This window comes from Candidatus Avoscillospira sp. LCP25S3_F1, assembly GCF_052117125.1.
Lineage (GTDB): Bacteria > Bacillota > Clostridia > Oscillospirales > Oscillospiraceae > Avoscillospira_A.
The window spans coordinates 181,827-208,335 of the sequence record NZ_JBQKJT010000006.1 but is presented as its reverse complement, the minus strand read 5'-3'; the positions used below and the strand labels follow the sequence as shown (position 1 = coordinate 208,335).

General features: G+C 55.5%; 31 protein-coding genes. 15 read left to right on the top strand and 16 right to left on the bottom strand.

Going from position 1 to position 26,509, the window contains the following annotated elements:
- Nucleotides 1-17: 17 nt before the first annotated feature.
- The gene (locus tag ACTQ33_RS07500) at nt 18-338 is read right to left on the bottom strand and encodes a transposase (RefSeq protein ID WP_441463523.1); all 321 of its coding nucleotides are present in this window, start codon (nt 336-338) and stop codon (nt 18-20) included.
- A 186-nt stretch (nt 339-524) separates the two neighbouring features.
- Between ACTQ33_RS07500 and ACTQ33_RS07495 the strand changes: the two genes are divergently transcribed.
- From ACTQ33_RS07495 to ACTQ33_RS07485, 3 genes are all read left to right on the top strand, one after another.
- Entirely contained in the window at nt 525-953 is a 429-nt protein-coding gene (locus ACTQ33_RS07495; RefSeq protein ID WP_441463521.1) for a hypothetical protein, read from the top strand.
- Nucleotides 954-1,022: 69 nt separating this feature from the next.
- Nucleotides 1,023-1,343 carry a helix-turn-helix domain-containing protein gene (locus tag ACTQ33_RS07490; RefSeq protein WP_071430674.1) on the top strand — a complete coding sequence of 107 codons (321 nt, stop codon included), beginning with the start codon at nt 1,023-1,025 and terminating at the stop codon, nt 1,341-1,343.
- A gap of 3 nt (nt 1,344-1,346) precedes the next feature.
- Nucleotides 1,347-2,603: a type II toxin-antitoxin system HipA family toxin gene (locus ACTQ33_RS07485; protein ID WP_441463519.1), complete on the top strand. Its 1,257-nt coding sequence runs from the start codon at nt 1,347-1,349 to the stop codon at nt 2,601-2,603.
- Nucleotides 2,604-2,646: 43 nt separating this feature from the next.
- Here the strand turns inward: ACTQ33_RS07485 and ACTQ33_RS07480 are convergent, their stop codons facing one another.
- The 7 genes from ACTQ33_RS07480 to ACTQ33_RS07450 all read right to left on the bottom strand — a co-directional run bounded on the left by ACTQ33_RS07480 (nt 2,647) and on the right by ACTQ33_RS07450 (nt 8,627).
- Entirely contained in the window at nt 2,647-3,516 is an 870-nt protein-coding gene (locus ACTQ33_RS07480) for a DUF6551 family protein (protein ID WP_130848597.1), read from the bottom strand.
- Complete coding sequence (locus ACTQ33_RS07475; RefSeq protein WP_071430667.1) at nt 3,516-4,469, bottom strand: hypothetical protein; 954 nt, start codon at nt 4,467-4,469, stop codon at nt 3,516-3,518. Before ACTQ33_RS07475 ends, ACTQ33_RS07480 begins: the two co-directional genes overlap by 1 nt.
- Entirely contained in the window at nt 4,450-4,848 is a 399-nt protein-coding gene (locus tag ACTQ33_RS07470; protein ID WP_087936991.1) for a hypothetical protein, read from the bottom strand. Before ACTQ33_RS07470 ends, ACTQ33_RS07475 begins: the two co-directional genes overlap by 20 nt.
- Nucleotides 4,838-5,644: a hypothetical protein gene (locus tag ACTQ33_RS07465; protein ID WP_180956746.1), complete on the bottom strand. Its 807-nt coding sequence runs from the start codon at nt 5,642-5,644 to the stop codon at nt 4,838-4,840. The genes ACTQ33_RS07470 and ACTQ33_RS07465 overlap by 11 nt, the downstream gene beginning before the upstream one ends.
- On the bottom strand, nt 5,645-7,525 hold the full coding sequence (locus ACTQ33_RS07460) for a recombinase family protein (protein WP_101691771.1): 1,881 nt from the start codon (nt 7,523-7,525) through the stop codon (nt 5,645-5,647). It abuts the gene before it with no gap.
- Entirely contained in the window at nt 7,518-8,123 is a 606-nt protein-coding gene (locus tag ACTQ33_RS07455) for a recombinase family protein (RefSeq protein WP_441463515.1), read from the bottom strand. The genes ACTQ33_RS07460 and ACTQ33_RS07455 overlap by 8 nt, the downstream gene beginning before the upstream one ends.
- Before the next feature lie 144 nt (nt 8,124-8,267).
- Nucleotides 8,268-8,627 (bottom strand): helix-turn-helix domain-containing protein, encoded by a 360-nt coding sequence (locus ACTQ33_RS07450; RefSeq protein WP_071430658.1) that lies wholly within the window; start codon nt 8,625-8,627, stop codon nt 8,268-8,270.
- Nucleotides 8,628-8,768: 141 nt separating this feature from the next.
- Between ACTQ33_RS07450 and ACTQ33_RS07445 the strand changes: the two genes are divergently transcribed.
- From ACTQ33_RS07445 to ACTQ33_RS07400, 10 genes are all read left to right on the top strand, one after another.
- On the top strand, nt 8,769-9,146 hold the full coding sequence (locus tag ACTQ33_RS07445) for a helix-turn-helix domain-containing protein (RefSeq protein ID WP_287878919.1): 378 nt from the start codon (nt 8,769-8,771) through the stop codon (nt 9,144-9,146).
- Nucleotides 9,147-9,306: 160 nt separating this feature from the next.
- Entirely contained in the window at nt 9,307-10,026 is a 720-nt protein-coding gene (locus ACTQ33_RS07440) for a metallophosphoesterase (RefSeq protein ID WP_441463513.1), read from the top strand.
- Nucleotides 10,023-10,247: a hypothetical protein gene (locus ACTQ33_RS07435; RefSeq protein WP_441463511.1), complete on the top strand. Its 225-nt coding sequence runs from the start codon at nt 10,023-10,025 to the stop codon at nt 10,245-10,247. Before ACTQ33_RS07440 ends, ACTQ33_RS07435 begins: the two co-directional genes overlap by 4 nt.
- Nucleotides 10,248-10,369: 122 nt before the next feature.
- The gene (locus ACTQ33_RS07430; RefSeq protein WP_441463509.1) at nt 10,370-11,614 is read left to right on the top strand and encodes a hypothetical protein; all 1,245 of its coding nucleotides are present in this window, start codon (nt 10,370-10,372) and stop codon (nt 11,612-11,614) included.
- Nucleotides 11,611-12,174 (top strand): metallophosphoesterase, encoded by a 564-nt coding sequence (locus ACTQ33_RS07425; RefSeq protein WP_087937003.1) that lies wholly within the window; start codon nt 11,611-11,613, stop codon nt 12,172-12,174. Before ACTQ33_RS07430 ends, ACTQ33_RS07425 begins: the two co-directional genes overlap by 4 nt.
- Nucleotides 12,171-13,055 carry a hypothetical protein gene (locus ACTQ33_RS07420; RefSeq protein WP_148337052.1) on the top strand — a complete coding sequence of 295 codons (885 nt, stop codon included), beginning with the start codon at nt 12,171-12,173 and terminating at the stop codon, nt 13,053-13,055. The genes ACTQ33_RS07425 and ACTQ33_RS07420 overlap by 4 nt, the downstream gene beginning before the upstream one ends.
- Nucleotides 13,048-13,272 carry a hypothetical protein gene (locus ACTQ33_RS07415; RefSeq protein WP_087936973.1) on the top strand — a complete coding sequence of 75 codons (225 nt, stop codon included), beginning with the start codon at nt 13,048-13,050 and terminating at the stop codon, nt 13,270-13,272. Before ACTQ33_RS07420 ends, ACTQ33_RS07415 begins: the two co-directional genes overlap by 8 nt.
- A complete protein-coding gene (locus tag ACTQ33_RS07410) occupies nt 13,272-13,583 on the top strand; it encodes a hypothetical protein (protein WP_130870536.1) in 312 nt (103 codons plus the stop codon). The genes ACTQ33_RS07415 and ACTQ33_RS07410 overlap by 1 nt, the downstream gene beginning before the upstream one ends.
- 42 nt (nt 13,584-13,625) lie before the next feature.
- Nucleotides 13,626-14,015 (top strand): recombinase family protein, encoded by a 390-nt coding sequence (locus tag ACTQ33_RS07405; RefSeq protein WP_441463506.1) that lies wholly within the window; start codon nt 13,626-13,628, stop codon nt 14,013-14,015.
- Nucleotides 14,016-14,132: 117 nt separating this feature from the next.
- Nucleotides 14,133-14,492: a hypothetical protein gene (locus ACTQ33_RS07400; protein ID WP_087937087.1), complete on the top strand. Its 360-nt coding sequence runs from the start codon at nt 14,133-14,135 to the stop codon at nt 14,490-14,492.
- 292 nt (nt 14,493-14,784) lie between these two features.
- Here the strand turns inward: ACTQ33_RS07400 and ACTQ33_RS07395 are convergent, their stop codons facing one another.
- Together ACTQ33_RS07395 and ACTQ33_RS07390 are read right to left on the bottom strand one after the other, a co-directional pair.
- Nucleotides 14,785-15,420: an SGNH/GDSL hydrolase family protein gene (locus ACTQ33_RS07395; RefSeq protein WP_441463504.1), complete on the bottom strand. Its 636-nt coding sequence runs from the start codon at nt 15,418-15,420 to the stop codon at nt 14,785-14,787.
- A 143-nt stretch (nt 15,421-15,563) separates the two neighbouring features.
- Nucleotides 15,564-17,174 (bottom strand): putative manganese-dependent inorganic diphosphatase, encoded by a 1,611-nt coding sequence (locus ACTQ33_RS07390; RefSeq protein WP_441463502.1) that lies wholly within the window; start codon nt 17,172-17,174, stop codon nt 15,564-15,566.
- Nucleotides 17,175-17,758: 584 nt separating this feature from the next.
- Between ACTQ33_RS07390 and ACTQ33_RS07385 the strand changes: the two genes are divergently transcribed.
- Nucleotides 17,759-18,727 carry an exonuclease domain-containing protein gene (locus tag ACTQ33_RS07385; RefSeq protein ID WP_441463500.1) on the top strand — a complete coding sequence of 323 codons (969 nt, stop codon included), beginning with the start codon at nt 17,759-17,761 and terminating at the stop codon, nt 18,725-18,727.
- A 41-nt stretch (nt 18,728-18,768) separates the two neighbouring features.
- Here ACTQ33_RS07385 and ACTQ33_RS07380 read toward each other — a convergent pair whose 3' ends face one another.
- Both ACTQ33_RS07380 and ACTQ33_RS07375 read right to left on the bottom strand, forming a co-directional pair.
- Entirely contained in the window at nt 18,769-20,142 is a 1,374-nt protein-coding gene (locus ACTQ33_RS07380) for a hypothetical protein (protein ID WP_441463498.1), read from the bottom strand.
- A gap of 2 nt (nt 20,143-20,144) precedes the next feature.
- A complete protein-coding gene (locus ACTQ33_RS07375) occupies nt 20,145-20,516 on the bottom strand; it encodes a GntR family transcriptional regulator (protein ID WP_441463496.1) in 372 nt (123 codons plus the stop codon).
- A gap of 143 nt (nt 20,517-20,659) precedes the next feature.
- Here ACTQ33_RS07375 and ACTQ33_RS07370 point away from each other — a divergent pair, with 143 nt between their 5' ends.
- Nucleotides 20,660-20,884 carry a hypothetical protein gene (locus ACTQ33_RS07370; protein WP_441463494.1) on the top strand — a complete coding sequence of 75 codons (225 nt, stop codon included), beginning with the start codon at nt 20,660-20,662 and terminating at the stop codon, nt 20,882-20,884.
- A gap of 309 nt (nt 20,885-21,193) precedes the next feature.
- Here ACTQ33_RS07370 and ACTQ33_RS07365 read toward each other — a convergent pair whose 3' ends face one another.
- The 4 genes from ACTQ33_RS07365 to ACTQ33_RS07350 form a co-directional block, all read right to left on the bottom strand.
- Nucleotides 21,194-22,882: a [FeFe] hydrogenase, group A gene (locus tag ACTQ33_RS07365; protein ID WP_441463492.1), complete on the bottom strand. Its 1,689-nt coding sequence runs from the start codon at nt 22,880-22,882 to the stop codon at nt 21,194-21,196.
- A gap of 11 nt (nt 22,883-22,893) precedes the next feature.
- Nucleotides 22,894-24,780: an NADH-ubiquinone oxidoreductase-F iron-sulfur binding region domain-containing protein gene (locus ACTQ33_RS07360; protein ID WP_441463490.1), complete on the bottom strand. Its 1,887-nt coding sequence runs from the start codon at nt 24,778-24,780 to the stop codon at nt 22,894-22,896.
- Entirely contained in the window at nt 24,777-25,256 is a 480-nt protein-coding gene (locus tag ACTQ33_RS07355) for a complex I 24 kDa subunit family protein (protein WP_441463488.1), read from the bottom strand. The genes ACTQ33_RS07360 and ACTQ33_RS07355 overlap by 4 nt, the downstream gene beginning before the upstream one ends.
- A 196-nt stretch (nt 25,257-25,452) precedes the next feature.
- The gene (locus ACTQ33_RS07350; RefSeq protein ID WP_441463486.1) at nt 25,453-26,403 is read right to left on the bottom strand and encodes a 3'-5' exoribonuclease YhaM family protein; all 951 of its coding nucleotides are present in this window, start codon (nt 26,401-26,403) and stop codon (nt 25,453-25,455) included.
- Between the last annotated feature and the right edge of the window lie 106 nt (nt 26,404-26,509).

The following is a 26,509-nucleotide window of genomic DNA, read 5'->3' as shown; positions in this document are numbered from 1 at the left end:
GCAGCGGTATTTTTCCACTATGGTTTCGACAGGATGCCGACGGATTTTTTTAGGATGTCAATGACCTCCTCTTTCTCACCCAGCTGCTTGCGCAGCGTACGGATCTCCGCTTCCAGCTCCCGGATCCGCTGCTGTTCCCGGTTGTAGCGGCTCACTTGGCCCAGCTGCATCCCTGAGGCCTTCAGCCAGCTCCGTAGGGTGTCGATGCAAATGCCGAGGTCTCGAGCAACTTCCTTGGGGTCCCGTCCCTGCTCTGTTACCATTTTCACCGCCCCGGCTTTGAATGCTGTATCATAGCGAGGTGGCGGCGTACCTTTTTTGTCCTTTTGCTGTTCCATTTTTTTCGCCCCTTTCTATTCCAGTTTACGACTGATTTTTCTGTCCGTCAATTCGGGTATGGGGGCAGCCGCTTAGACTATGGGAAGCGCTACTGCAAAACCTCGCTCACGGTAGATGAGACCGCCCTCCACGCCGCTATTGTTCGGGCAATCAACCGATTCAACGAGGAAGACGAGTCCACTTATATGGCATTCATGCGGGCAACCATTGGTGAAGCAATCGGTCTAACCGGAGGCACAGATGAGATCGACCTGCTCCGGCGGAAAATAGATGGGCTGAATCGGAAAATGGTATCTCTTATCAATGAGAGCGTGGAAAGCGGGGAGGGTATTGAGAGTCACGAAGCTGAATTCAAGGAACTTTCCGATACCATTGAACTCCTGCAAGGACGGATTCAGAAGCTCGAAGAAGCACTTGCTTCCGATCAGGTGAATGACAGCCGAATCCTTCAACTACAGCAGATCATCGCCGACCGAGCATCCAAAAAGATGGAGTACGACGATACCATCGTCCACCAAATGATTGAGTGTGTGAAGGTGTATCCCGACGGGAGACTGGACATTATCTTCGGAGGAGGGTACCTTATCGAAGAACGCCTGGAAAAAGAAAATTGATAACTTCAAATATAATTGACATAATCGCCGAAATAATATAGTATAATTTATGTTAGGAGGCGATTGTGCATGGCAAAAAAAGCTGCGGTCATCATGCCGCAAACACGGGAGATCCTGGCACAGATGGGTGAGCAGATCCGCCTGGCCCGCCTGCGCAGGAAGTTGAGCCTGGAATTGGTAGCAGAGCGTGCCGGGATCAGCCGAGCCACTCTGATATCCATTGAGAAAGGCACCCCTACGGTATCCATCGGCTCCTATGCCGCTGTGCTGCACGCATTAAACAATATGGACAGCGACCTGCTGCTTATTGCAAAAGATGATGAATTCGGCAGGAAGCTACAAGATCTGGCGCTGCCCACCAGACGGCGGGCACCCAAGAAAGGAGAGTAGCCCATGGCGCAGGACGAAAAGACCATCTATGTATATGAAAATTGGCGTGGAGAGGCACCCACTCTGCTGGGGCGGCTGCGCTGCGGCTTCGTCCGCGGACAGGAAACCTTTTCCTTTGAGTATGATCCAGCCTGGCTGTCATCCGCCGAGAGTTCCTTCTCTCTGGACCCGGATCTGGCTCTTTACCGCGGGCGGCAGTATGTGCCGCTGAACAAGCAGCTCTTTGGCCTGTTTTCCGACTCCTGTCCGGATCGCTGGGGGCGTCTGCTGATGAAGCGCAAGGAGGCCATCGACGCTCGCAAAGAGGACCGCAAGCCCCGTAAGCTCACCGAGAGCGACTTCCTGTTGGGGGTCTACGATGAATCCCGTATGGGTGCGCTGCGGTTCAGCTTGGAAGAAGGGGGCGAATTTCTTTCGAACGATAAAGCGTTTGCGACGCCTCCATGGGTAAACCTTCGGACGCTGGAAAACGCCTCTATCGCTTTCGAGAGCGATGAGAGCGGCCTGAATGAAAAATGGCTGCGTGAGCTTCTGGCCCCCGGCTCCTCCTTGGGAGGCGCAAGACCCAAAGCGACGGTGCAGGCCACGGATGGCGCCTTGTGGATCGCCAAGTTCCCTTCCAAGCATGATGAATATAACAGCGGCGCATGGGAGAAGGTCGTCCATGACCTGGCACGGCTCTGCGGGCTGGATGTTCCGGAATCCAAATTGGAGACATTCTCCAAGACCGGCAGCACCTTTCTTGTCAAGCGATTTGACCGAAACGGCAGCCGTCGCATCCACTTCGCCTCCGCCATGACCCTGCTGGGCAAGACCGATGGAGCCTCGGCAGCGGACGGAAGCAGCTATCTGGATCTGGCGGCGTTCATCCGGGCCAACGGGGCATCACCCCGGCAGGATCTGGCCGAGCTGTGGAAGCGGATCGTGTTCAGCATGGCGGTATCCAATACTGACGACCACCTACGCAACCATGGTTTCCTTCTGACACCCACCGGCTGGCGGCTGGCCCCTCTCTATGATGTGAACCCAGTCCCCTCGGGGGACCGGCTTTCCCTCAATGTGAGTGAGTATGATAACACCATTGACTTGGAACTGGCTCTGGAAGTAGCCGATTATTTCGGCCTGGACCCTCAGGAAGCGGAACAGGCTGCAGAGGAGGTCTGCAAAACAGTATCCGGACACTGGGAACAGTTGGCCGGGCAGTATGGTCTCAGCCGAGGAGCGATAGAGTATATGCGCCCTGCCTTTTCCCTTCCATGATAAGATCACAAACGGACGATTCCTGGTGGAACCGTCCGTTTGCTTATTCTTTGGCGACTCCCTCAAAAGAGTCCTCGCCCTCATCCTCGTCCATATCCGTATCAATGTCCAGTCCTTCATTGTTCCCCACATTCTTCTCGTAGAGCTTGGTCCATTTGAGCGGATATTTGCATTTGCGGTTATAGGCCAGAAGCATCGCCTCAGCATAGCCCATAGAACCGGGGCGTCGTTCCTTGGCTGTTCTCGAAAGCAGCTTGACCGACATTTCCCCTACTTTTTCCTTGAAGGTCTCATCTTTCAGGGCATCGCCGAATGTGTAGACCAATCTGGCGATTCCGTTGAGCATATTGGCGGACAGCGAATTCATATCGCCCTCCCATGTGCCTACGCAGAGTCTGAGTGTTCGATCAAGTACGTGGTAACCGAACCGCTCATATATATTTTCAAGCGTAGAGACAGCACAGACAACGCCATAGTTTCTGACCTGGCCAATGGAAAGAGAATAAGACTCTACCAGATCTTTGATCATAAGCTGCTCCTGATTCCCGGCTTCCACATTTGCCATAAACACTTCATAGGGACGGAGCGGTTTGACAAACTTCATCTGGTTGGCGAAGATATCTGCCTCGTGCTCGTAGTTCAGATCATCGTATATCATGCACCAGACTGGCGTTTCACGAGAGCCAGAGGCCAGGGCGACGATCTCCACCGTGTGCTGGCCATTGAAGACATAGTTGACCCCATTTCGACGGCTCACCTTCACAGGGTTGATCTGATACAGATCAAAGTGTGCCGCAGCATTCAGCACATGCTGTTCGGAAATATTCCTCTGGTACTCCTGATTGGATACGAGGTTCTTGATGGGAATCTGTTCGAAGTGAACATTGGGAACAAACATACTATAATCTTCCATTAGGATTCCCCCTCAATTGCATTGAGCATTTCCTGGATTTTTCCTTCTAATTCAGTCAACGCCGCCAAGAGGTTTTGTCTGGCAGCAGGTGAGATCGCTTCCAAATGTGCCATGGACTTTGTCCGGTCGATGGAGCTCATCCAGGAGGGGATCGTAAGAGTAAGTCCAGCAACTTCCGCATCCGGGTCATAGGCGGGCATCGTCTTGATTGCCGGCTGCTCTGCCGCCGCTGTGCCGGGCTTGGCAGAAGCGTCGGAATAAAGGCATCGTCTCGATTCACTGTAACGAGCGAAAGCATAGGGATTTTTTCCGATTTTTTTACTAAGTGCTCTCAGTTCTTCGGGTTCCATTTCTGATAGAGCAACGATATTTTCGAAAGAAATCTTATATGCCCCGGAAAGAATGTGCGGAACAAGCTCAGGAGCATTTTGTTCAATGGTATCTAATGCTGCACTGTATTTCGCATATTTCTGTACGGTTGCGCCGGACACATGATACTTCCTTCCCAGCCGGGCTGCTGTTCGCCGGCCGCTCTCTTCATCTATTGGGCGGCCTCTCCCCACAGCAATGTTGGGGTTCGGACGGTACTGATTATAGCCATTCCTATTTCGCTGTACTTTCTTTTCCACTTCATATTGTTTCCCAATCAGATATTTCCTGGTTTCTTCTGAGATGTTGCGTCGTCCGAGTTGATTCGCACAGATCCAGGCGATGGCAGCATCTCTGCTTGGAAAATCCAGCTCCTTGACTCCATAAGGAATGCGCATTTTATTGCATATTTCATAGCGATTATGACCGTCGATGATGGTATCATTCCATGCGATGATATCTTCCCGGCATCCTTCCACGACCAGATTCAGCTCCAGCTGCCGGTATTCCTCCCGGCGAAGTGGACGAATCAAGTTTTTGAATTCCGGATCGATGTTAAGCTGCCTAAATGCTTTCTCTGTCATGTAGCCTCCTGCGTTCCAGCTGTTTGACGGTTTTGAGGGAAAAATATGCGACCCGGTTGACTTGATCGATCTCACCGGTCAGCTGGTAATTAAATCTCAGGTCAAAGCCACCCAGCAGTTCGGAAAAGTTTTTAATAAGGATCGTACTATAGAATTCTATAGACTGCTGGGATGTGTTTGACATCCGAACCTTGTTTGCGGTCCCGCCTGAAATAGGTTTGTCCGATCCGAGAACGGCGATATACAGCTCTTCAGGGTTTACCAGGAATTGCACATACGCAGGATTCTTCAAGAGACGAATCGTTTGCCTGTGGATTCGAATCCGGTTTCGCGCAGGGTCCAGCGTTAAGTAAGCCTGCAATTGATTTTCATGATTCATGTCCTTGTCCTCCCAAAACGGACTTACTACCAGTATCAGAGGCAGCCTCGTCTGACTGCTCTGATGCAGCAGGAGCGATGTTATCGCGCAACCCATATACAGCATATCCTTCAAAAATGTCTACCTGCATAGATTTCTGGTGTTCCCGGAACGGGAGTCCAAACTGCGTCTTCCAGCCCTCCGGAAACACGGGAGTTCGAGAAGACTTGGGCTTCTGGCCGTCTTTTTGCACCCGCTGATACACTTCGGTCGCTGTGAGATCAAATGCGATGAGCCACTCATCCCTGGCATGGATTATCCGCCCGAGGAGCTTATATCGATAGTCCAGATTCCAGCCCATCAGTGAAAACACTTTGGCGAAAAAAATCTTGCAGGTGATCTGTTTCGGTTTGCGTCTGCCGGAGCCGTTGGTGCACCAGGCGCAGGCATCCCGATCTTCCGCCCGACAGGGACGGATCGCCAAGATCCTGCTCTCCTGATTGACCAATACCTGCACATAATCAACTTGTGGGAAGCGGTTCAGGCAGGCGGTATTTACATAAAATTTGTAATTGTTGAACGTTACAGACGGCTCATTAATATGGGCGAAGAACTCACGGCGTACCACTTGGTAGCCATCGTAGTTAAAGTCACCGGCCATCTCCAGAACCTCATCACTACTGCTGTTTGCGGGAGAAGCTTCCGGTTCCGCTTCTTCTAATTCAGCAGACGGAACAATATCCAAATGCCCGTCCTCCAGGGAACGAAGCATTCCGGCGATTACGCCGCCGGTATTTTCCCGACTTTCTTCAAACATTTAGGATTCCTCCTTCCCGCGCTGACCGAGTTCCTGACAGATATAGTCACGCAGCACGTCAAATCCTGTCACGCGGAGTTTCTGTCCGGTTTCATACAACTGGCCCTCCATGCGAATTTTCCAGTCTTCCTCACTCTGATCGCAGACGGGCGGGAAAGACTGTTGGTGGAGGTAATATTGCTTGCCAAAAGAGCCGATCCACTCCTCCGGGACTGCCCGCACCCGTTTGCCGGAGACAGAAAGGGGCTGTACAGGCTCCTTCGCCTGTTCCGTGCTTTTTGAACCGGAAAGCAGGTACGATTTAATAAACGCTTCCGCATCATTGACATCAAAAATATACGCAGATTCAGTTTCAGTTTGAAACAGCGCTCCGGCGATCCGGTATTTTAAATCCGGACTCCAGCCGAATAACTGAAAAAGCGTTTCTACATAGGCCGCACCGGCGATATCCCTGGGCTGATACTTTCCGTCTGACAGCTTGGAAAACACGACTGCGTTGCGGCTGCTTTTCGCCGCTGTACGGACGGCGAACTTCATCTCCACAGGGTTGACCAGCAGCTCCACATGGTTGTCTTTCCCAAAAGACCGAACACATGTGGTGCTGAACTTGATTCTCTTATCTTGAAACAGTACATAGGGACGGTGATAATTATCAAAGAATTCACTGCGGGCGATTTCAAAGCCTCTCATATCAAAATCTCCCGGAACCAATGTGATGCTCGAGGGCAGGGATGCATCCGCCTGCTGCTCATCGGGCGGATGGATACTGGCGGACGCTTGGTAATAATCCGCCGGCTTAAATCCAGCCCAGCGGGGATTGATGGTCACGAACCCTCTGAGCAGGCCGCTGTCGATCACCCGCAGCTCCGGGAGGATGGAGCGGTTGCCATACTTGGAGTTGTTCAGAAGATGCTGAACCGCAATGAAATCATCTCTGGAAACAATGCCCTCGTGGTGGTTCCGGTAAAGGCTCTGGGGTCTGTCCCCCCGATTCTTTCTGGCCTTGTGGTTCAGATAGTTGGGGGTGAAGGTCTTCCGGGTCAGTACATCCCCGCAATGCCGCTCATTGCGAAGGACCTGGACAATGGAGTTGGATGTCCACTTGACATTTCCCAGATAAGTCTTTCGGCCCAGCTCGGTGAGCGCCGCCGCAATGTCGGAGGTGGAATATCCATACAGATACATATAGAAGATGAGTTTTACCGTGGGGGCTTCATCCGGGTTGACGACCAGGTTTCCATCTGCGTCGTGAGAATACCCCAGCAGTTTGGGCGTCAATGGCAGACCTCCGTCCAGCCGCATCCGCAAGGAGGTTTCCATGCTCCGGCTGCGGATGTGAGACTCCTCCTGAGCCATGGTGGCCTGAAACGAAAGCGCCATCTGGGAATCGTCTTTGAGGGAGAAGATACATTCGCTCTCGAAGAACACTCCGACGGGACTGGGCAGCTCCGCAAGCATTCGCACCATGCTGATACAGTCCACCACATTTCGGGCAAAGCGAGACACGCTTTTAGTAATGATCATATCGATTTTCCCGCTGCGGCAATCGGCGATCATGCTGTTGAACTCGTCCCGATGAGCCAGAGAAGTTCCGCTAATCCCCTCATCCGCATAGATTTTGACCAATGTCCAGTTGGGATGATGCACAACAAAATCTTCATAGTATTTCTTTTGCAGCTCATAGGAGGAAGTCTGCTGGACATTGTCTGTGGAGACACGGGCATACACGGCGACCCGCTGCCTTATATCATTATCGTAATAGTCGATGGGCTTTTTAGCCGGAATGAATTCATAGTTCTCCGGGTCAACTTTTGTGTTGATACGCCGGCGGACCCGTTCTTTCCGTTCCGCAAGCTGTTTGCGTGTGGACTTGTCAATCATGCAGCATTTCCCTCCGGGATTCGTCATCAGGGAGTATCTTCCAACCGGGATCTGGCAAAAAGTAGGGGTCGTGTAGATCCTCCTGGTAATAGGAAGCCAGCGTATAAATATCCTCCGAAACGAAGTAAACGCCCACTGGCTTTGGGAGTGCTGCCAAGAGGCGCGTACAGAAAGAGAGCTCGGAGAGCTTCTTCGAGATATTGCTTGCTTTCTGGGTAATGATCAGATTGACCTTTTCCTCGTAGCAGTCTTGAAGGAGCCTTGACCACTCCGGAGCGCTCTCCATATTGGGCGCAGTGCTGCCCTCGTCCACATAGAAACCGACAAACTTCCAGTTTGGGCAGAGAGCCAGTGTATCAAGAAATTGCTTTTTATGAGCTGAGAGATAGTCCTCATAGCGGGTCTGGTTGAAGTAGCGGATGTATACCGCCACACGGTAATGTGTTTTGGGAAGCGGGCGTTCCCGCTTGATTTCTTTTAACCAGGCACGATGTTCCGCTAAAAGGGTGTTTCGTTCCGTCTCCCTTTCCAGCAGGAAATCAAATGAGGGCATAACTTCCTGCTCTGACTCTCTATTTTGAACGGCCAGATCTGACATATTTGCTCCCCCTGTGTTATTTCTCTTCCAGGCCATTATATAATCTGCAGACTAATAACAAAATCGACCAGAAGTCAACACCTTGACTTCTGGTCGATAGATGAGAAAAAAAGAAGCGAGCCGGCAATTCCAGCTCGCAGTTTTTCAGGTATTGTCATCCCGTCTGGCCATAGTGGATTTCAACTCACGAACAATCTTCAGGATGGAATCCAGCTCCTTGGGAGAGCAGTCGGCCAGCAGCTCGTCAAACTCGCTCTGGTATAGGCTTCTCACCTCCGGCACATCGGGCCGAAGGAGGGAATCAGCAGATACTTGCAGGGCTTCGATGATTCGGATAAAAGTTTCCAACTTCATGCTCGTCTTGCCTTTTTCGATATTGCTGATATGCGGCAGCGAGATATTGGCCTTCGCAGCAAGATCGGCCTGGCTCATCCGGCGATTGATCCGCGCATCTCGAATACGGGAGCCGATCAGCTGGCTCTCGGTCAAATCATGTTCCGTCATCGGCTTCCCCCCTCAAATATATTCTCCAGATTATCTATTTCTAAGAGTATATCAACTTGAGGTGAAATTGATATAAGGTCGAGTTGATGATATAATCTAAACACTATAATAAGACTGCAAAATTTTTTTGGAGGTCTTATTATGAGCCTGAACTACAAAGTCATTGGAAAACACATCCGTGAAGTCCGCCAGCGCAACCACCTTTCGCAAGCGATGCTCTCTGAACTGGTGGATAAAACGCCATCTTACATCAGCTACATAGAGAGCGGGATCAAGAGCATGAGCCTTGACACCTTTGTTCTTATCGCCAATGCCTTGGGCGTATCTCCCGACCGGCTTTTGATGGAGCAAGTCACCAGCACTGAACGGTGCGCCAGCGAAGAAATCGCCCTGCTCCTTTCGGATTGCAGCACCTATGAGATGCTGATTCTCCTGGATGTTATAAAATCGCTGAAAGCTTCCTTGAAAGAGCATCACGGCAGATACGGTAAACCAGATAACTTTGATTTTACCATCTGAACCTGAGAAAGCAATCAACCGGAAGTCACGAGCATTGACTGCCGGTCGATCTATGCCAGTAAAGCTGGATATATTTTTGGAACGGTGGATATGTTTTTGGAAAGTCCCGGATATGGGGCTTCCGAGTTGGTATAATGAGAAAAGAAAGGTGGAATGACCAATGATCTATTACACGGGTGATATCCACGGAGACCCCTATGAGGTCATACAGTTTTGCGACAGCAAGAAGCTGACAGAGCAGGATACTCTGGTTCTGCTTGGAGATGTAGGAGCGAACTACTACCGAAACCGGCGAGACACAGAGATGAAGAAAGTTCTTACCGCCGTAAAGCCGACGATGCTCTGCATCCACGGCAACCATGAGATCCGGCCGGCCAGCATCTCTTCCTATCGGACGAAGCAGTGGAACGGCGGGACAGTCTGGGTAGAGGAAGCCTTTCCACGTCTGCTGTTTGCTATGGATGGTGAGATCTTTGATCTGGAAGGTCTCCGACACTTGGTCATCGGCGGAGCTTACAGCGTGGACAAATTCTACCGGCTGGCCAGAGGTTACGGCTGGTGGCCGGATGAGCAGCCTTCCCAGGAGATCAAGGACAAGGTTATCCAGACGCTGGACGCCTGCGGGTGGCAGGTAGATACCGTCCTCTCCCACACCTGTCCCTATCCGTATGAGCCTCGCGAGGCCTTTCTTCCGATGATCGACCAGAGTACCGTGGACGACTCTACCGAGAAATGGCTGGAGGAGATCGAGCGGAAACTCAAATACGGCCATTGGTTCTGTGGGCACTGGCATATTGACAAGCATATCGACCGGATGCACTTCCTCTTCCACAGCGTGGAGGCTGCGCCGCAGCTCTTGACGGGAGGGAACACATTATGACAGAGGAAGAAAGACCGGAGGCCAAGGAGCAGGAGGCGTGCTTTGCCGCAATCCGTGAGATCGTCCAGGAGATTTTCCGCCTAATGGACGCCGCATATCAGCAATACAGCCGTTTGGTAGAGCAGGTGTTGAACGGCAGGATCACTGAGGAGCGAGAGATCGAGCGAATCATGGACGGGCTTGTGGACTTCGGAGATGATCCGAGGCTCCTTGAACTGTAAAAAACCCTCTGCCGCCATGTCTATTACAAATACCCCGATCTTGTGGGAGAGCACACTGCCCTCTTCCGACTCCAGTTTGAGGAAACGGAGGATGGGGATACGGATACTGAGGAGGTGGAAACATGAAAGCGCCGGAGATCAAGCACTACATCAACTGGCTGGGTCGGGTGGAATACCGAAACATCAACTGCTCCTTCACCTATGACGAGACATCCTATGCGGCCATCGACCGAATCTTCCGCCTTCTCCACCGGCTGGAGCCAGGCCCGGAGAACACAAGCTGGGAACTATGGCTCCGTGCGGAGCGAGGTACCATCGAAGACTTCGGCAGCTTTGAGGAGCTACGGGCGGACGGCCAGGTGGAGAGCTTTGAGGGGTTTGAAACCTGGTGGCATTCCGAGTTCCCGGAGGAGGCAGCGTGGTTCCACTTTGCCGCCGGCGAGGATCAGGAGATCGGATACCGGGCGGTATTCCTGGGCCATCGCCATGTGCTGGAGGTGGACAGCCGCAAAGAGCGCGCCTTCCCCTATGACATCGCCCCATTCACCGCCTGGCTGGAGGGTGCGGTACGAGACGCCGTTCAGATGGTGGAGGCCGGCTCTTATCAGGAATTGGTGGAGCGGGAGCTGCCCATCTGGCATCGAACCGGAACCATCCTGCGCCGGGATCTGTGGAGGGTATTCCCACAGTGGAAGGAGGAGTTCTTCCAGGACTTCTCCCAGCAGGAGGTGGAGGAGTTTCTCACCTCGGCGGTTGGGTATCCTTTGGAAAATAACAAGCGGCTCCCATCCGTGACCGCAAACGAATTCTATCACTTCTGTGCCCTGGGCTATCGGGCCATGGGATACACTGGAACGGAGAAATCGGAAAAAGAGCAGTACGCTCTCCACGCCGATGGGCGGGACGAGGGACTGTCCAAGCTGGACGGAGATTCGCCCGAAGCTTTTGCACGGTGGCTGAAGGAGCGTCCCCGCACCGGTCACCCCTGGGAGGTATGCCGGGGCGGCAACAGCACCCACATCGACTGCATCGTACACCAAGATGCGCATGGCTACTATCTGGTGGTGGCCGGTCTTGCGGAGACCCGGACGATTGAGGCGGTCCGTTTCTTCCTGGCGCTTTATCGGGCAGGCGTTCCCGTATGCATCCGAAACACAGAGGAACTGAAGGCCCGCCTGACCGGAGCGGAGTCCATCGGCATCGTGCCGGAGGGAGTCTTTCCCGCCTACTGCCACGACAGGTTTCCGGGAGAGAGCATTGTCGATTTTATGAACCTGCCTCGGGAGCGTCAGGATGAACTTGCAAAATACTGCCGATGGCAGCCAATCCCAGTTCCCAGGATGAAGAAGGAGGGTGAAACCCCATGATCTTCTTTACCTCTGACCTGCATCTCGGTCACGAAAACTGCATCCGCCTTTGCAATCGGCCCTTTTCCAGTATCGAGGAGATGGACGAAACTCTCATCGAAAACTGGAACCACAAGGTCACAGGGAAGGATACTGTCTATATCCTCGGCGACCTGATCTACCGCAGCCAAAAGCCGCCGGAGGAATACCTGCGGCGGCTGCGGGGGAAGAAACATCTCATCCTTGGGAATCATGACAGGGGATGGATCAGGAGTTGTCAGACAGAACGATTCTTTGAAAGCGTCAATAACCTGCTGTATGTCGCAGACGGGAAGCGGCAGTACACCCTCTGCCACTACCCCATGATGTCTTGGCCTCACATCATGCGCTGCTACATGGTCTTTGGCCACATCCACGGCAATACCGACGCGGATTACTGGCCGCTCATCCAGGCAAACGAGAGAATGCTGAATGCCGGAGTGGATGTCAATCACTTCGAGCCGGTCACCTTTGAGGAGATGGAGGCCAACAATCTTCTGTATAAAGGTCAGTCAAAAGCCGGGCTTGAGGTGCAGCCGTGAGACATAAAAAAGGCTTTTATGAGGTGGCTCCTGTAGCCGGTTTCATCGCACGGCAGGACTGGACGCACACGATGGAACGAGCCGAGCGAAACGGCCTCTCTCTCCAGTCCCAAAAAGGAAGCACCGGGCTGCTGTTCTCCGTGAGAATCCTCGCTCCCATTTTAGATGGAGGGCTGCGGCATATCGTTCTGGCAGCGATCCAGTACAGTCTGGGGCGGCACACTTATATGCCCGGCATAGTCGCGGAATTCACCTGCCGGAACCTGAGCCGTCTGGACGAAGCTACCCGTTTCACCGCTGTGGCAGAGATCCGCGCACATTTAAACCGATATGGAGAACAGGAGCCATATCCTCGATTGTGGCACAGCTTGAGTCGGGTGCTCACATCTGGCAAAATCAAAGAAGACGATAGGAGGAAGGAAAGGATGCCGATTTTACAACCTCTGGAAAGCATGGAACGCATCTCACGCCAAGCACTGGCAGATGACCTGGACACCGTGCTGGAAAGGATAAGCCGCGAGGACATTGGGCTGGTGATCACCGAGGAAGGCAAAGATGACCTGGTTCTCTGCCCAGCCTCCTGGTTCAACCTTGACTATGTGGATGACTTTTCCTGTGTCATCAACAGCGCCCTCCGCTATGCCATGCGCAGCGAAGATGAGGAGAGTGCGGCGGTCGTCCAGTATCTTCGTCGCCACTACCAGTTGTTCGATGAAAAGACGCTTTCGGTGGCTGTCGCCGATCTGGAGCGGGAACTGAACCAGCCGATAGTGACCCTCAAGCAGCCGCAGGTCTGGAAGGAGCTCCAGGAGCTGTTCCGGCAGCGACTGGACGAGTTGCGGAAGGAATCTTCGGAAGGCGAGGAAACGCACCATGGATGAAAAGCGATATGAGCTCGTGGAGATCCAGGTGGACGCAGAGCTTCTGGAACAACTGGAAAAGATAATCGCTCCTATGGGGCTGACGCCAGAAATGCTGATTGTGAAGTTCTTTGAGTTCTGCGCCGATCCCGCGACCCAGGAACTGGCTATCTCCTTGCTTCTGAAATGGAAAGCCGAACAGGAAGCGGAGAGGGGAAAACCGGGAGGGGGACTTTGATGCTATCCAGGGAAACCTTCTGCGAAGCCCTGCGAAAGATCCAAGCGCAAAAGGATCGAGACGAACAGTTCAGTAAGGCACTCGCCATGATGGGAGATGGACATTTCGTCTTTGAGGGCGGAGCGCTGCTTCTTGCCGCCTTGCTGGATGTGCTGAAGGAAGCGATCAACGACCAGTACGACTATATCAGCTGGTGGCTTTACGATGCCGCCCCGGACTATGAAGTCTGGACCGATGATGAAAAAACTAAGTGGTGCCTGAAGGAACCGGAAGCCCTGTATGATTTCATCCGGGATGAATGTCAGGGCTGAGCGGTAGCTTCTCCCCAAATTCGTTCAAGGAGGTCAAATCAGATGCCTAAGTGCTGCCTTTACTGCCGGGTGGATGGAGCGTCCACGGAAAGCAACCGTCTCGCCATGAACCAGCAGCTTACCGCACTCCGAAGCCTCGCCGGCCAGCTTGGCTTTTCGATTTCCGCAGAGATGCTCCAATATGAGAGCGGCTTGGACGCAAACCGACAGAGCATTCGAACGCTGATCCGTGATGCACGACATGGAGTCTATGACCGTGTGCTGGTGATAAACGGCGACCGTCTGGCTCGTGACGCCGAAGGTTTGGCGGCGATTGGAGAAAAGTTGACCGCAGCAGGAGTCCGGTTCTATTGCCCAGATGGCGAAATTGATCTGGCCCCCGCATATTCTCATGGTTATTTCCGGGTGGCAACGATGGAACAGACCATGTGATTGGGAAAAGTTCCCGTCCCACCTCTCTTCCACGGCCAAAGAAAATGCGGTATAATAAAGGAACCACATACACCAGACCGGGAAAGTTGCTCATTCCGGCAGGAAGGAGATGTTGCCATGAGTTCATTAGAGGAAAAGAAAAGTGAGCTTGAGAGGGTCCTTGGGGTATTCCAGAACTACATTGAAGGCTCTGAATTGCTCGATGTGGTCTATTCGAAAAAGTTCGGGTATGTTCTGCTTGGCCTGCCTGCGGCGGATTCCATTGATGACTCCGATGTAACACGACTGGAAGATCCCGAAACATTGGTGAAAGAGGTCTATCAGAATCTCGCATACGACTTTATGGAGCAGGAAGGACACAGCGAGGATTACACGGAAGCCACCAATCTGGAAAAGCGAGCTATGCGGGAATGGATGAAAGAGTACACGGATCAGCTGCCGGAATACAACTACCTGCTGGACGAACTCCTTGGATAATGTGTCCGATGAAGCAGGCGCTTCCCTCAGTCAATCTTTCGGCATGGATAAAGCGGACATCTTTTTTGGTCGAACACTAAAATTGACCCTCGGGTGGAAAATCCACAGCCATCGCAGCGAAAACGCCAAAAAATAATGGGTGAAGACCCGCAAAGCCTTGAAAATCATGGATTTCCGCAAATATCTCAATTGGTCTTACACTCCATAAACCGTCAGGAAGTAATTCCTGACGGTTTTTCTTTCGTATATCTGACAGAACCGCCCCGGATTGCTTCAATCCGGGGCGGTTCTGTCAGCCTAGAATTTCGTGAAGTTTGGCCTCCATGGCATCTGCGATGCGGATGTGATTTTCCCGGTCGTAATGCAGCCCGTCCAGGGGCGAGGCTTCCGCGAACGCGCCCACATTGATAAAAGGAACGCCGCAGCGGTTGGCCACATCCTGGACCAGTGGCGGCAGAGACGCGGACTCGGCGCTGCGGTCCCCAATCATCTCTCCCAGGCAGGTCCGGGGACGCAGCGGGGCAGGGCAGGCCAACAGAATTTGAAAGGGTTTCGGTGCGACGCCGTTGGTCATGGACTGGGCGGTTTTGACCAGCCGTTCCAGACTGAGGGCCACGTCGGAGGCGGTCACATGGAATCGCTGCTTGAAATCGTTGGTACCCAGCATAAGGATGATCAAATCCAGCGGGGTATGGGAGGCGATACAGCTGGGCAGCTGGCGGATACCGCATTTGTCGCCTTCGACGGGGTCTTCCCAAACGGTGGTACGGCCGCAGAGACCCTCCTCGATGATGTGATAGGCAGGGCCCAGCCGCTGGGCCAGAATGCCGGTCCAGCGCTCCTGCCGGGGATACCGGCCCAGGCCCTCGGGACTCTCACCGTAGGTATTGGAATCGCCAAAACAGAGAATGTTTTTTTCCACAGTCATTTCCTCGCTTTCCAGGGCCGAAACGGCTCTTTTCCTGTATGCTATCAAACGGGGAGGGCACAGTCAAGAGGGCTTCCGGCCCCCACAGAAAATACGCCCTGCGGCAACTGACCGCAGGGCGTATTGGAATACTGGCAAGGGCATCAGCCCCACAGGGCCGACAACATGGGAACAATCTGCTTTTTTCGGGAGATGATCTTGGGCAGGAAGCACTCCTCGTTGCGGGGGTCCACATTGAAGGCGTGACGGACGGCCTCTTCGTCACCCAGATACAGCAGATGGGAACCGGCCAGCAGCACGTCGGTGAGCATAAGAATCACTAAACCGTAGCCGTGCTGCTTCTGCTGCTCTGCCATGGCCTGAAGGAATTCCTCCCGGCGGCTGATCAGCAGGTGGGAATCCACACAGGTGATCTGACCCACGGCCAGATAGTGACCGGCGATGTGGAACTCCTTGAAGTCGGACAACAGCAGCTCCTCGGCGGAGCGGTCGCCCACGTTGCCGGCGGAGAACACCACCTGACCCAAATCCTCCAGGGTCACACCGGCGATACGGGCCATACGCTGGGCCATGCGGCGGTCCCGGTCCGTGGCGGTGGGGGATTTGAACAGGACCGTATCGGAAATGATGGCGGCGGCCATAAGACCGGCCAGACTCTTGGATGGCATCAGGCCGCGCTCCTGGTACATGCTGGCCACGATGGTGGCGGTGCTGCCCACGGGTTCATTGCGGAAATGGATGGGGCCGCCGGTCTGGATATCGGCCAGCCGGTGGTGGTCGATGATCTCCAGAATCTCGGCCTGATCGAGGCCCGGCACCGACTGGGCAAACTCATTGTGGTCCACCAGGACTACCCGCTTGCGCCGGGGACGAATCATATGGTAACGGGACAGGGTACCCACGACCCGGTCGGCCTCGTCCAGAATGGGGTAGCTGCGGTAACGGCTGCGCAGAACGATTTCCCGCACATCGTCGAGAAAATCATCCAGATGGACGTGCTCCAGTTCATGACTGCGGCAGATGCGTTCCACAGGCATGGCCTGGAACAGCAGATGGGACACGCGGCAGGCGTCCAAGGGCGTGTTGAGGATGCAGGTGCTTTCGTAGCGGTCCACATCCAGGTCCTCCGGCAGCTGGGCCTGACAGAGAATGATGCAGCTGACACCGGCTTCCAACGCGGCGCGGACCATTTCCGGCTGCTGGCCGCAGAGGAAGATGGTCTCTTTTTTCAGCTCCATGGCGGTGGCGCCGGGCAGAGCCGCCACCACTTCACCGGTGACGGTGTCAATGAGGTTGCTGCCCTCTCCCACCAGATGGCCCTCCAGAACGCTGAGGAGATTGAAGACGGGAACATTTTCCAGATAGGGCTCCGAGGCAAAATTCATATCGTGCTTGGCCACGTCCGTCGGGGACAGCATACCGTAGAGGGTGCCATCCTCCCGGGAGATGGGAATGGCCGGGGCCGTCTGCTCTTGCAGCGCCTCCCAGGCGCTGCGGATGGGTACCGCCTGGTGCATGACCGGCGGCGTATCATAATCCAGATCGCGGATTTGCGTGCGGACTGTATGAATATGGACCGGCGGTTCCATGCCGAAGCGGTCCAGAATGCGGCGGGTTTCATCGCTGATGTGGCCCAGTCGGGCAGCCACATATTCCCGGTCGCCCATGGCGTTGCGCAGGGCGGCGTAGGCCATGGCCGATACGATGGAGTCGGTATCGGGGTTGCGGTGGCCGGTTACATAAATCGGTTCCATAGATAGAATGCGTCCTTTCTTTGCCGTCGCCTTGACGGTTGATTCCTTTACAGATGGGTGGATGCGTTAGAAGTATACCATCCATCGAACTTTTTTACAAGTATTCCACAGGGAAGATTTCAGATACCACGTCTATTACAGTTTGAATGCTTGCATCATTGGGTTCTTTTGCCTGCACTTTTCAAATGGAATTTTTAGGACACCGAAACAGATATGTCAGAAAAAATAGTTGAATATCGTAAAAATATTGAGGAAAAGACAGAAATATACCGTATAATATGGAAAATAAATTGACGGTACAACGGAAACGTGCTACAATAATTTGCAGGAATAATGACGAATTTTCTGCAAAATATTTGATAAAGAAAAGAGAACTGGACACGCGATGGTTACCAATGGTTTTTCCGATGCGGCTGTTTCGCGGCAGATTGCCTTCAAGCGGCTGAAATTGGGGCGGTTCGCGGCGAGGTGCGTTGTTGGGGCCGGGGCTGTGAGGCACGCCTCCATCCTGTATTTTCCGCAATTTGTTGCCCCAACATGGAATTTATGATATGATGGTTCCATTGTATGTAAGGAGTTAAACGATGCAGTATATCATTTTGGACATGGAATGGAACCAGGCGTGGCCCGGATCGTCGGCGGCCCGGCAGGGCATCGCCCCCCATGGCGAAATTATTCAGATTGGTGCTGTGCGGCTGCTGGCCGACGGGACGGTGGCCGATGAATTTCAGATTCTGGTCCGGCCGAAATTTATCCGCAAGCTCAATAAGCGGGTCAGTAAGCTGACCGGCATTCAGGAAGCCCAGCTCAAGGCCGAGGGCGTTCCCTTTCCCGAAGCGGTGGAGCGGTTCCGCGGCTGGTGCGGAGAGGACTGCACCTTCCTCACCTGGGGGTTTGACGACGTGACGGTGCTGCGGGAAAATCTGGCCCTCCATAACCTGCCCGCCGACTGGGTCTTGCCCTGGTATAACGCCCAGATGATTTTCAATGCCCAGACCGACGGCGCCACCAATCAGCGGGCCTTGAAGACGGCGCTGGAGCTGCTGCGCATCGTCCCTACCCGCCCTGCCCACGACGCCCTGGGCGACGCCTACCATACGGCGTTGATCTGCGCCCAGCTGGACCTGGAACGGGGCGTGGCCGAGTACCGCCGGGCCATGGAAGCCCACGAAAACGGGTTCCACGGCGCGGAACTGCCCGGCTGCATCGCCCGGCGGGTCTACCGGGGCTACGCCGACAAGCGGACGGCCATGGGAGCCATGGCGGGGGCGGAAAACCTCTGTCCCCACTGTGAGAAGCCCATGAAGGCCGGGGAGTGGATTTCCCAGCCGGGACGGCGGTATATGAATCTTTCCACCTGTGATGACCACGGCAATTTCCTGGTCCGTATCCGGCTCCAGCAGGACAGCGACGGTATTCGCGTCAGCAAACTGCTGTACGAGGGCACCTCTGAGGCGGCCAAAGCCTACGAGAAAGCTGCCGCGTCGGCCCGGCCCCGCCGCCGCCATCGCCGCCGGAAAAAATCGGCGGCGCCAGTCAAACCGGAATCCTGAACCGCCAACAAGGCACGCCCACGGGCGTGCCTTGTTGCGTTCTATGATTGGGGCAGCACGGCGGCCACCTGTGCGGTGGTGCCGTCGCTGTCTCCCAGCAGGTACCGCGCTCCGTCCTCATCGGTGACCAACAGCCAAGGGCCTGTGCGAGGATCGATGCAGGCGGTGACGCGGCCATACTCTCCGGCGTTGTACTGGCCTTTGCACACGCTTTCCAGACCTGTACCAGCCACTTTGACCATCCGGGGCAGCTCCTCCAGCACATCCACCGAGGAAATCGCATCCAGGGCAATCTCGTAGTGCGTGCCGCTGTGGCGGGCTTCCAGTATGTCTCCCTGAACGGACAATTCCACGGGCATCTGCTCTTCCACCAGAATCCATACGCCGAACAGGGGCATCAGCAGCAGCATCAACGCTGAAACTCCAATGATGAATTTTCCAGGTTTCCGGGCCAGATTGACGGTGGCATTGATGCCCACCCGGGCATTGATCATCAGATTGGTGTCATGGGGATTGTAGTAGAACATACCCCAGACCCATTTGTCGTCCTCGTCCACATAGAACGTCTGGCTGCTGCCGGCGGTGAGCCGGGACTGGATGGCCCGCAGCCGGAATTCCTGCCAGACGGCCGCTGCTGTGAATACGATGGTCAGGGCTATGCTGCTGACGATGCACACCACCGGCTGGGTCGTATAGAAGACCATGCACCAGGGCAGCAGCCCCATGAGCCAGGCCATCCAGAGCCATACCCGCCGCCAGGCCTGCCGCCGCAGCCGCGTCAGTGTCTCCGTCAGCGTGGCGTTATCGTCCACCACCTCAGCCTTGCGCCGGATGGCGTACCGGTAAAAGACCCAGGACAGGGCCACCCACAGGGGGCCAACGGCCGCCATGACCCATCCCATCACAGCGTCGCCCTCCAGAAAGACTGCCGCTGTGGGCAGCAGACTGAGGACAAAGGGCAGCAGGAAATAGAGCACGGTCCGGGGCTTTTCCTTCCACAGGTCCACCGTGGACAGATCGGCCACGGTGGCGGCAGCGGTCTGATCGGGCCGCCGCCAGCCCCGGCGCTGCTTCATGGCCTTGAGCGCTTGATTGCAGCGGACATAGGGGACCATGGGGACCACAATGATCACATCCAGCCAGATCAGATAAATGGTCAGCAGGACGCCCAGAGACAAGGGCAGCAGGGCCAAGAGCACAGCGGACAGCAGCAGCGCCCACAGCAGGCGTTTTTCTGTTTTCCGAAATTGCCCGATGGTTGCCAACAGCTCCGGGTCCTGCTGGGCCTCCGGGGGAATGGTGACACCCACGGCAATATTTTTCTTGAATTTTGCATCGTTGACCGTCTGAACGTACATGAGAATGGGAATCCAGATGACGGTTCCCCACAGGATCAGATTGACCCACCATTCCATATTCAGTCTCCTCCTTCCGTGTACAGCCGTTCCACCAGCCGCAGTACATCCTCTTTGGACAATCCCGCCAGACGCAGCTCCGACAAGCTGACCCGCAGGGACCGCAGCGTGGATTCCTCCGGCTCGCCCGGAGCACGCTGGCCGCAGACCACGGTGCCGTTGCGCCGGTCTGTTTGCAGATAGCCCTCCTGCTTCAAAAGCTGGTAGGCTTTGCTGACGGTCATCATATTGACGCCGGTTTCCGCCGCCAGGGCCCGGATGGTGGGCAGCTGTTGGCCCGGCCGCAGCTGCCCGCCGGCAATGCCCACGACAATCTGATCGCGGATTTGCTGGTAGATGGGAACGTCGCTGTCAAATCGCAGTTGCAGCAGCATGGAATCGCCTCCTTTTGTTATAGTTGTATTATTTGTATTATATTATATGATGCAAAAATAATTTTGTCAAGCCTCTTGCAAATCTTTCCACTCTATGCTATACTATTCCTATATAGTTAATAGGATAAAAAGGAGGAAGCAACATGGCATCCTATGAATTGATCGTTGAGAAGCAGCAGCCCGACTGTGGCGGCAAGGACCCCCGTGTGCTGGAGTTCCAGTCAGTGGAGACGGCGGACCCGGTGGAGTATGTCCGCGCCCTGCATCCGGACATGGAGCTGGATGTGGAGCAGAAGAGCAACGGCGAGCTGGTGATTGCCGTGGGCGAAGGCATGAAGCGCATTCGGTATTGCTTCACGGAAGACTGACACCGATTCTTGATAAAACGCTTTCAACGCGGAGTATCGAACGGTAGGTGCGTCCAGAACTTGATCAGATAAAAGAGTATGAAAAAATCGTCATTCCCACGGTGGACCCACCGGGAGAATGACGATTTTTTTCGGCAGCAGGAAACGGCTCTTCCCGTGGAGGAAGCCCCTATACCGGCCTGCGCGCCCTCTTTTCCGTTACACGGTACTGTGCTATTGCAGTATAGCATACTCAGCATGAAATGTCAAGTTTTTACAAAAAACAACAAGCGGAGCGCCGCAAAATGCGGCGCTCCGGGAAACGTCAATTCAATAGTCCTTGTTGTGCAGCAGTTCATGCGCCTTGCCCTTGAGCAGTCCTTCGTAGAGGGACATGACCATGGGGTTCTCGTCGGGCTTTTTGATGATGGACATGTTGTCGGCATTGTAGATGCCCTTGGCACGGGCGGCCTTGGTACGGTTACCGGCTCTGGGCGGCTGGCCGCCGCCCATGATGCAGCCGCGGCGGCAGGCCATGACCTCGATGAGGTCGTAGTGGACCTCGCCGGCCTTGACCTGGTCCATGACCTGGCGGGCATGAATCAGGCCGCTGACAACACAGATATTCAGGGTCCGGCCGTTAAACTCAAACTGGAAGGATTTGATGGCGTCGTCGCCGCGGACGCCGCATTCCGCAATGGCATCCAAAGCCACCTTGTCGTGCTCGGGAATCAGACGGCGCAGCACCGCCTCGGTCACGCCGCCGGTGACACCGAAAATGACGCCGCCGCCGGAGCCGAAGCCGAAGGGCACGTCGCTGGCCTCGGGCGTCAGGCAGGCGAAATCAATGCCGGAGTTGCGGATCATGCGGATCAGCTCTGTGGTGGTGATGACGATATCCGTATCCTGCTCACCCTTGGTGAAGCTGTTGGCTCGCTTGGCCTCCATCTTTTTGGCCGTACAGGGCATAATGGATACGACAATGGTGCGTTTGCCCTTGGCGTTCTTGGGGTCGCGGTACCACTCCTTGATGAGGGCGGACATCATGCCCTGGGGAGAACGGCAGGTGGACAGATTCTCCTTGAACTCCGGGTACTGATCGGTGACGAACTTGACCCAGGAGGGGCAGCAGGAGGTCAGCAGAGGCAGCTTGATACCGGCTTCCACCCGGTTGAGGAACTCGGCGGACTCCTCCATCACCGTCAAGTCGGCGGAGAAGGCGGTGTCGTAGACCTCGTCGAAGCCCAGGCGGTGCAGGACATTGACAATCTTACCCATAACGCTCTTGCCCTTTTCGATGCCAAAGGCATCGCCCACGGCCACCCGGACGGCGGGAGCTACCTGGGCCACCACCCGGACGTCGGGATCGCCCAAGGCGTCCCAAACCTCGTCGGTGTTGGTGTGGATGCTGATGGCGCCGGTGGGGCAGTAGACACGGCACTGGCCGCAGTTGACGCAGAGGGTTTGGGCAATCTTTTTGTTGAACGCGGGCATCACCATGGCGTCGGTGCCGCGGAAAGCAAAGCCCAGCGCGCCGATGCCCTGAAGCTCGTCGCAGGCGCGGATACAGTCGCCGCAGAGGATGCACTTGTTGGGGTCGCGGACGATGGAGGGGGAACTGGTGTCCACCTCGTGAATCTCTCGGGTATTGGCGAACCGGACCTGGGTGACGCCCAGGCGGTGGGCCAGCATCTGCAAATTACATTCGCCGCTCTTGACGCAGGTGGTGCAGTCGCGGCAGTGGGCGGCCAGCAGCAGCTCCAGAATCAGCTTGCGGTGGCGCTTGATGCGGCCGGTGTTGGTGTAGATGACCATGCCGTCCCGCGGCTCCTCGGAGCAGGAGGCAAAGGTCCGGCCACGGTCATCCTCCACGGTACACAGACGGCAGGCGCCGAAGGTGGAGACCTCGGAGTGATAGCACAGGGTGGGGATATCGATGCCGGCGTTCCGAATGACACTCAGCACATTTTTTTCATCGGTAAACTGGACTTTCCGTCCGTCAATGGTCATAATTCCCATGTCTGATCCTCCTACGCGTCCACATAGATGGCATCAAAGGCGCAGTTGTCGCGGCAGGCGTCGCACTTGATGCACAGGTTGGTGTCGATGTGATAGCACTCCTTCCGCTGGCCGGTGATGGCGCCGACGGGGCAGTTCTTGGCACATTTGCCGCAGCCCTTACAGAACTCGGGGTTGATGCGGTAATGGCGCATGGCCGTACAGACCTTGGCCCGGCACTTGTGGTCCACAATGTGCTCCACATACTCGTCGCGGAAGGTCTTGAGGGTGCTGAGGACCGGCAGGGGCGCGCTCTTGCCCAGACCGCAGAGGGCCATGCTCTTGACCATCTCGGCCAGTTCCTCCAGACGGTCCAGGTCCTCCAGTTCGCCTTCACCGGCGACGATCTTCTCCAGAATCTCCAGCATCCGCTTGGTGCCCTCGCGGCAGGGGACGCACTTGCCGCAGGACTCGCGCTGGGTGAAGCTCATAAAGAAGCGGGCCACTTCCACCATGCAGGTGTGCTCGTCCATGACCACCAGGCCGCCGGAGCCGACGATGGCGCCGTACTTCTTGACGGAGTCGAAGTCCAGGGGCACGTCCAGATGTGCCTCGGTGAGACAGCCGCCGGAGGGGCCGCCGATCTGCACGGCCTTGAAGGTGGCGCCGTCCTTGAGGCCGCCGCCGATATCGAAGATGATCTCCCGCAGGGTGGTACCCATGGGGACTTCGATGAGGCCGGTGTTCTCAATGGAACCGGTGAGGGAGAAGGTCTTGGTGCCGGGGCTGCCGGCGGTGCCGATGGAGCGGTACCAGTCGGACCCGCGGAGAATGATCATGGGTACATTGGCAAAGGTTTCCACGTTGTTGAGAACCGTGGGCTTTCCCCACAGGCCCTTTTCCACCGTGCGGGGCGGCTTGACGCGGGGCATACCGCGGTTGCCTTCGATGGAGGCCGTCAGGGCCGAGCCTTCGCCGCAGACGAAGGCGCCGGCGCCGCGGTTGATATGCAGACGGAAGGAGAAGTCGGTGCCCAGGATGTTGTCACCCAGCAGGCCCACTTCCTCCAGCCGGGCAATGGCATGGCTCAGCCGGGCCACAGAGTTGGGATACTCGGCGCGGACGTAGATATAACCGTCCTTGGCGCTGACGGCGTAGGCGGCCAGCATCATGCCCTCGATAAGACGGAAAGGATCGCCTTCCATGACGGAGCCGTCCATAAACGCGCCGGGGTCGCCCTCGTCGCCGTTACAGACCACGTAGCGGGTGGTCTCTTTCTGACGCATGACCTGCTTCCACTTACGGCCGGCGGGATAGCCGCCGCCGCCGCGGCCCCGCAGCTCGGCGGCGTCCACGATGTCCACCACGTCGGAGGGCTGTAGTTCAAAGAGGGCTTTCTCCAGGGCGGAGAAGCCGCCGGCAGCGATGTATTCCTCCAGGGATTCAGCGTCCAGCTTGCCGCAGTTCTCCAGGGCGATGCGGGTCTGCTTGGCCATGAAGGGAATTTCTTCGGGCTTGGGGTAGAAAATGCCGTTTTGGCGGTATGTATGATGATCCAGGACCTCGTCGCCCAGAACACAGCGCTCAAAGACCTCCTGGCAATCCTCTTCCTTGACACGGACCAGCTGGATGACCTTGTCGCCCTTCTGAATGCGGACCAGGGGACCCAGCTCACAGATGCCCTGACATCCGGTGCGCTTGATGCCGATGGGATGGGCGTCGGCGTCGTGGGGCTTGAATTCCACGGTCACATTGGGATAGTCCCGGGCGATCTCCACCATCTTGTCGTAGATTTTCTGGGAACCGGTGGCGATACAGCCGGTACCGGCGCAGACCAGGATGCGGCAGGAATAATTTTTAATGGTGGCCTGGGCGGCAGCGCGCAGCTGCTGCAGATCTTCTCTCGTCTGAATTTTCAATTTCCCTCACCTCTCAGCTTCTCGATCAGTTCGACCACGGACTCGGGGGTCATACGCGGATAGACGTCCTCATTGACCATGACGGTGGGAGCCAGACCACAGGCGCCGAGGCAGGAGACGGTTTCCACGGTGAAGAGCATATCGTCGGTGGTATGCTTCTTCTTGCTGAGCCCCAGGGTTTTGTGCAGGGCCTCCAAAATGGGACCAGACTTTTTTACATGGCAGGCGGTGCCGTCGCAGACCTTGATGATATACTTGCCTTTGGCCTCAAAGGAAAAGTTCTCATAGAAGGTCGCCACGCTGTAAGCCTTGGCCTCGCTGATGCCGATCTCCGCGGCAACGTAGGTCAGAAGCTCACCGGGCAGATAGCGGTACTCCCCCTGAATATCCTGCATGATGGGAATCAGGGAACTGGCCTTGCGGCCGTAGTGGGCGATGATTTCATCCGCTTTGCGGTAGTACGACTGATCCAGCATAGTCGATGTCTCCTCCATTCTTGCGGTGTCCAAACTTCATTGGCACTCCAGGAATCTATAAGACCCCGGCCTCGAAAATAGACCGTGTCCTGGAAAATATTATAGCAAATTCTGAGGATAGAAACAAGCGGTTTTGTATAAAATATATAAATATTTGCATATCGATACAAAGGTTTTTATACAGCTGCTCCAGAGGTTACGGATGATGGTAAACGCGGTGTTCCAGTGCGAAAATCCGGCTGCTGAAGGCCCCAACCGGTACTTCTTCAAAGGCTTTGCGGTAGATTTCCACCCGGCTGTCGATCTTGTCGATGAGGTGCAGCAATTCGCTTTCCATGCACACCGGCACCACCGCCGCGCCGAACTCCGGTTCGCCGTGGTGGGACAGGATCAGGTGGCGCAGAAGCAGGGACTTCTCTTCCGGGATGCCCAGCTTTCGGGCCGCCGCCGCCACCCATTCGGCGCCGATGACCAGATGGCCCAGCAGCTGGCCTTCGGTGGAATACTCCGTCACCAGTCCCAGCTCGGAGAAGGAGAACTCTTTCATCTTGCCGAAGTCATGGAGGAGGGTACCGGCCAGCAGCAGACTGCGGTTGATGATGGGGCCGTAGAGCCGGGATAGAAAATCTGCCTGCTCCAGCATGTTGGCCGTGTGCATCAGCAGGCCCCCCACAAAGCCGTGGTGGACGCTTTTGGCGGCAGGAATGCTGCGGAAATCCTGTTCCCGCCGCTGGAGCATCATGGTGGCGATGGCGCGGTAGTCCGCATCCTCTATGGATTCCACCAGCTGCCAAACCCGGGCCAGCACGGCGTCGGCGTCAATGGGCGCCGACGGCGTCAGGGCCGCCAGGTCCACGGGCTCCTCGGGACGGCGCAGACGCAGGGCGTTGATGCGCAGCTGGAGCGCGCCCATAAACTCCGTGACGGTGCCGGTGACGTAGACAATCCGCCCGGCGTCCTGCTCGCCCACGGTGCTGTTGTCGTATTCCCACAGTTTGGCATCCATGGAGCCGCCGGCGTCCTCCAGCACGGCGCTGAGGAAGGGTTTGCCGTTTTTGTTGGTCTTGGCATAGGCGGACTTCAGAAGGTAGAAGCCCTGCACCTCATCGTTGACACGAAGCTGATTGAGGGGGGTGTGTTGTTCCATTGGTCATGTCCTCCTGCTTTCATACAATAAAGTCATGGATGGGTTTAGTATACCTGTTGGCGCGGCTGCTGTCAACGCGGCGCATAATTCCCGGCAGGCGGGAAAT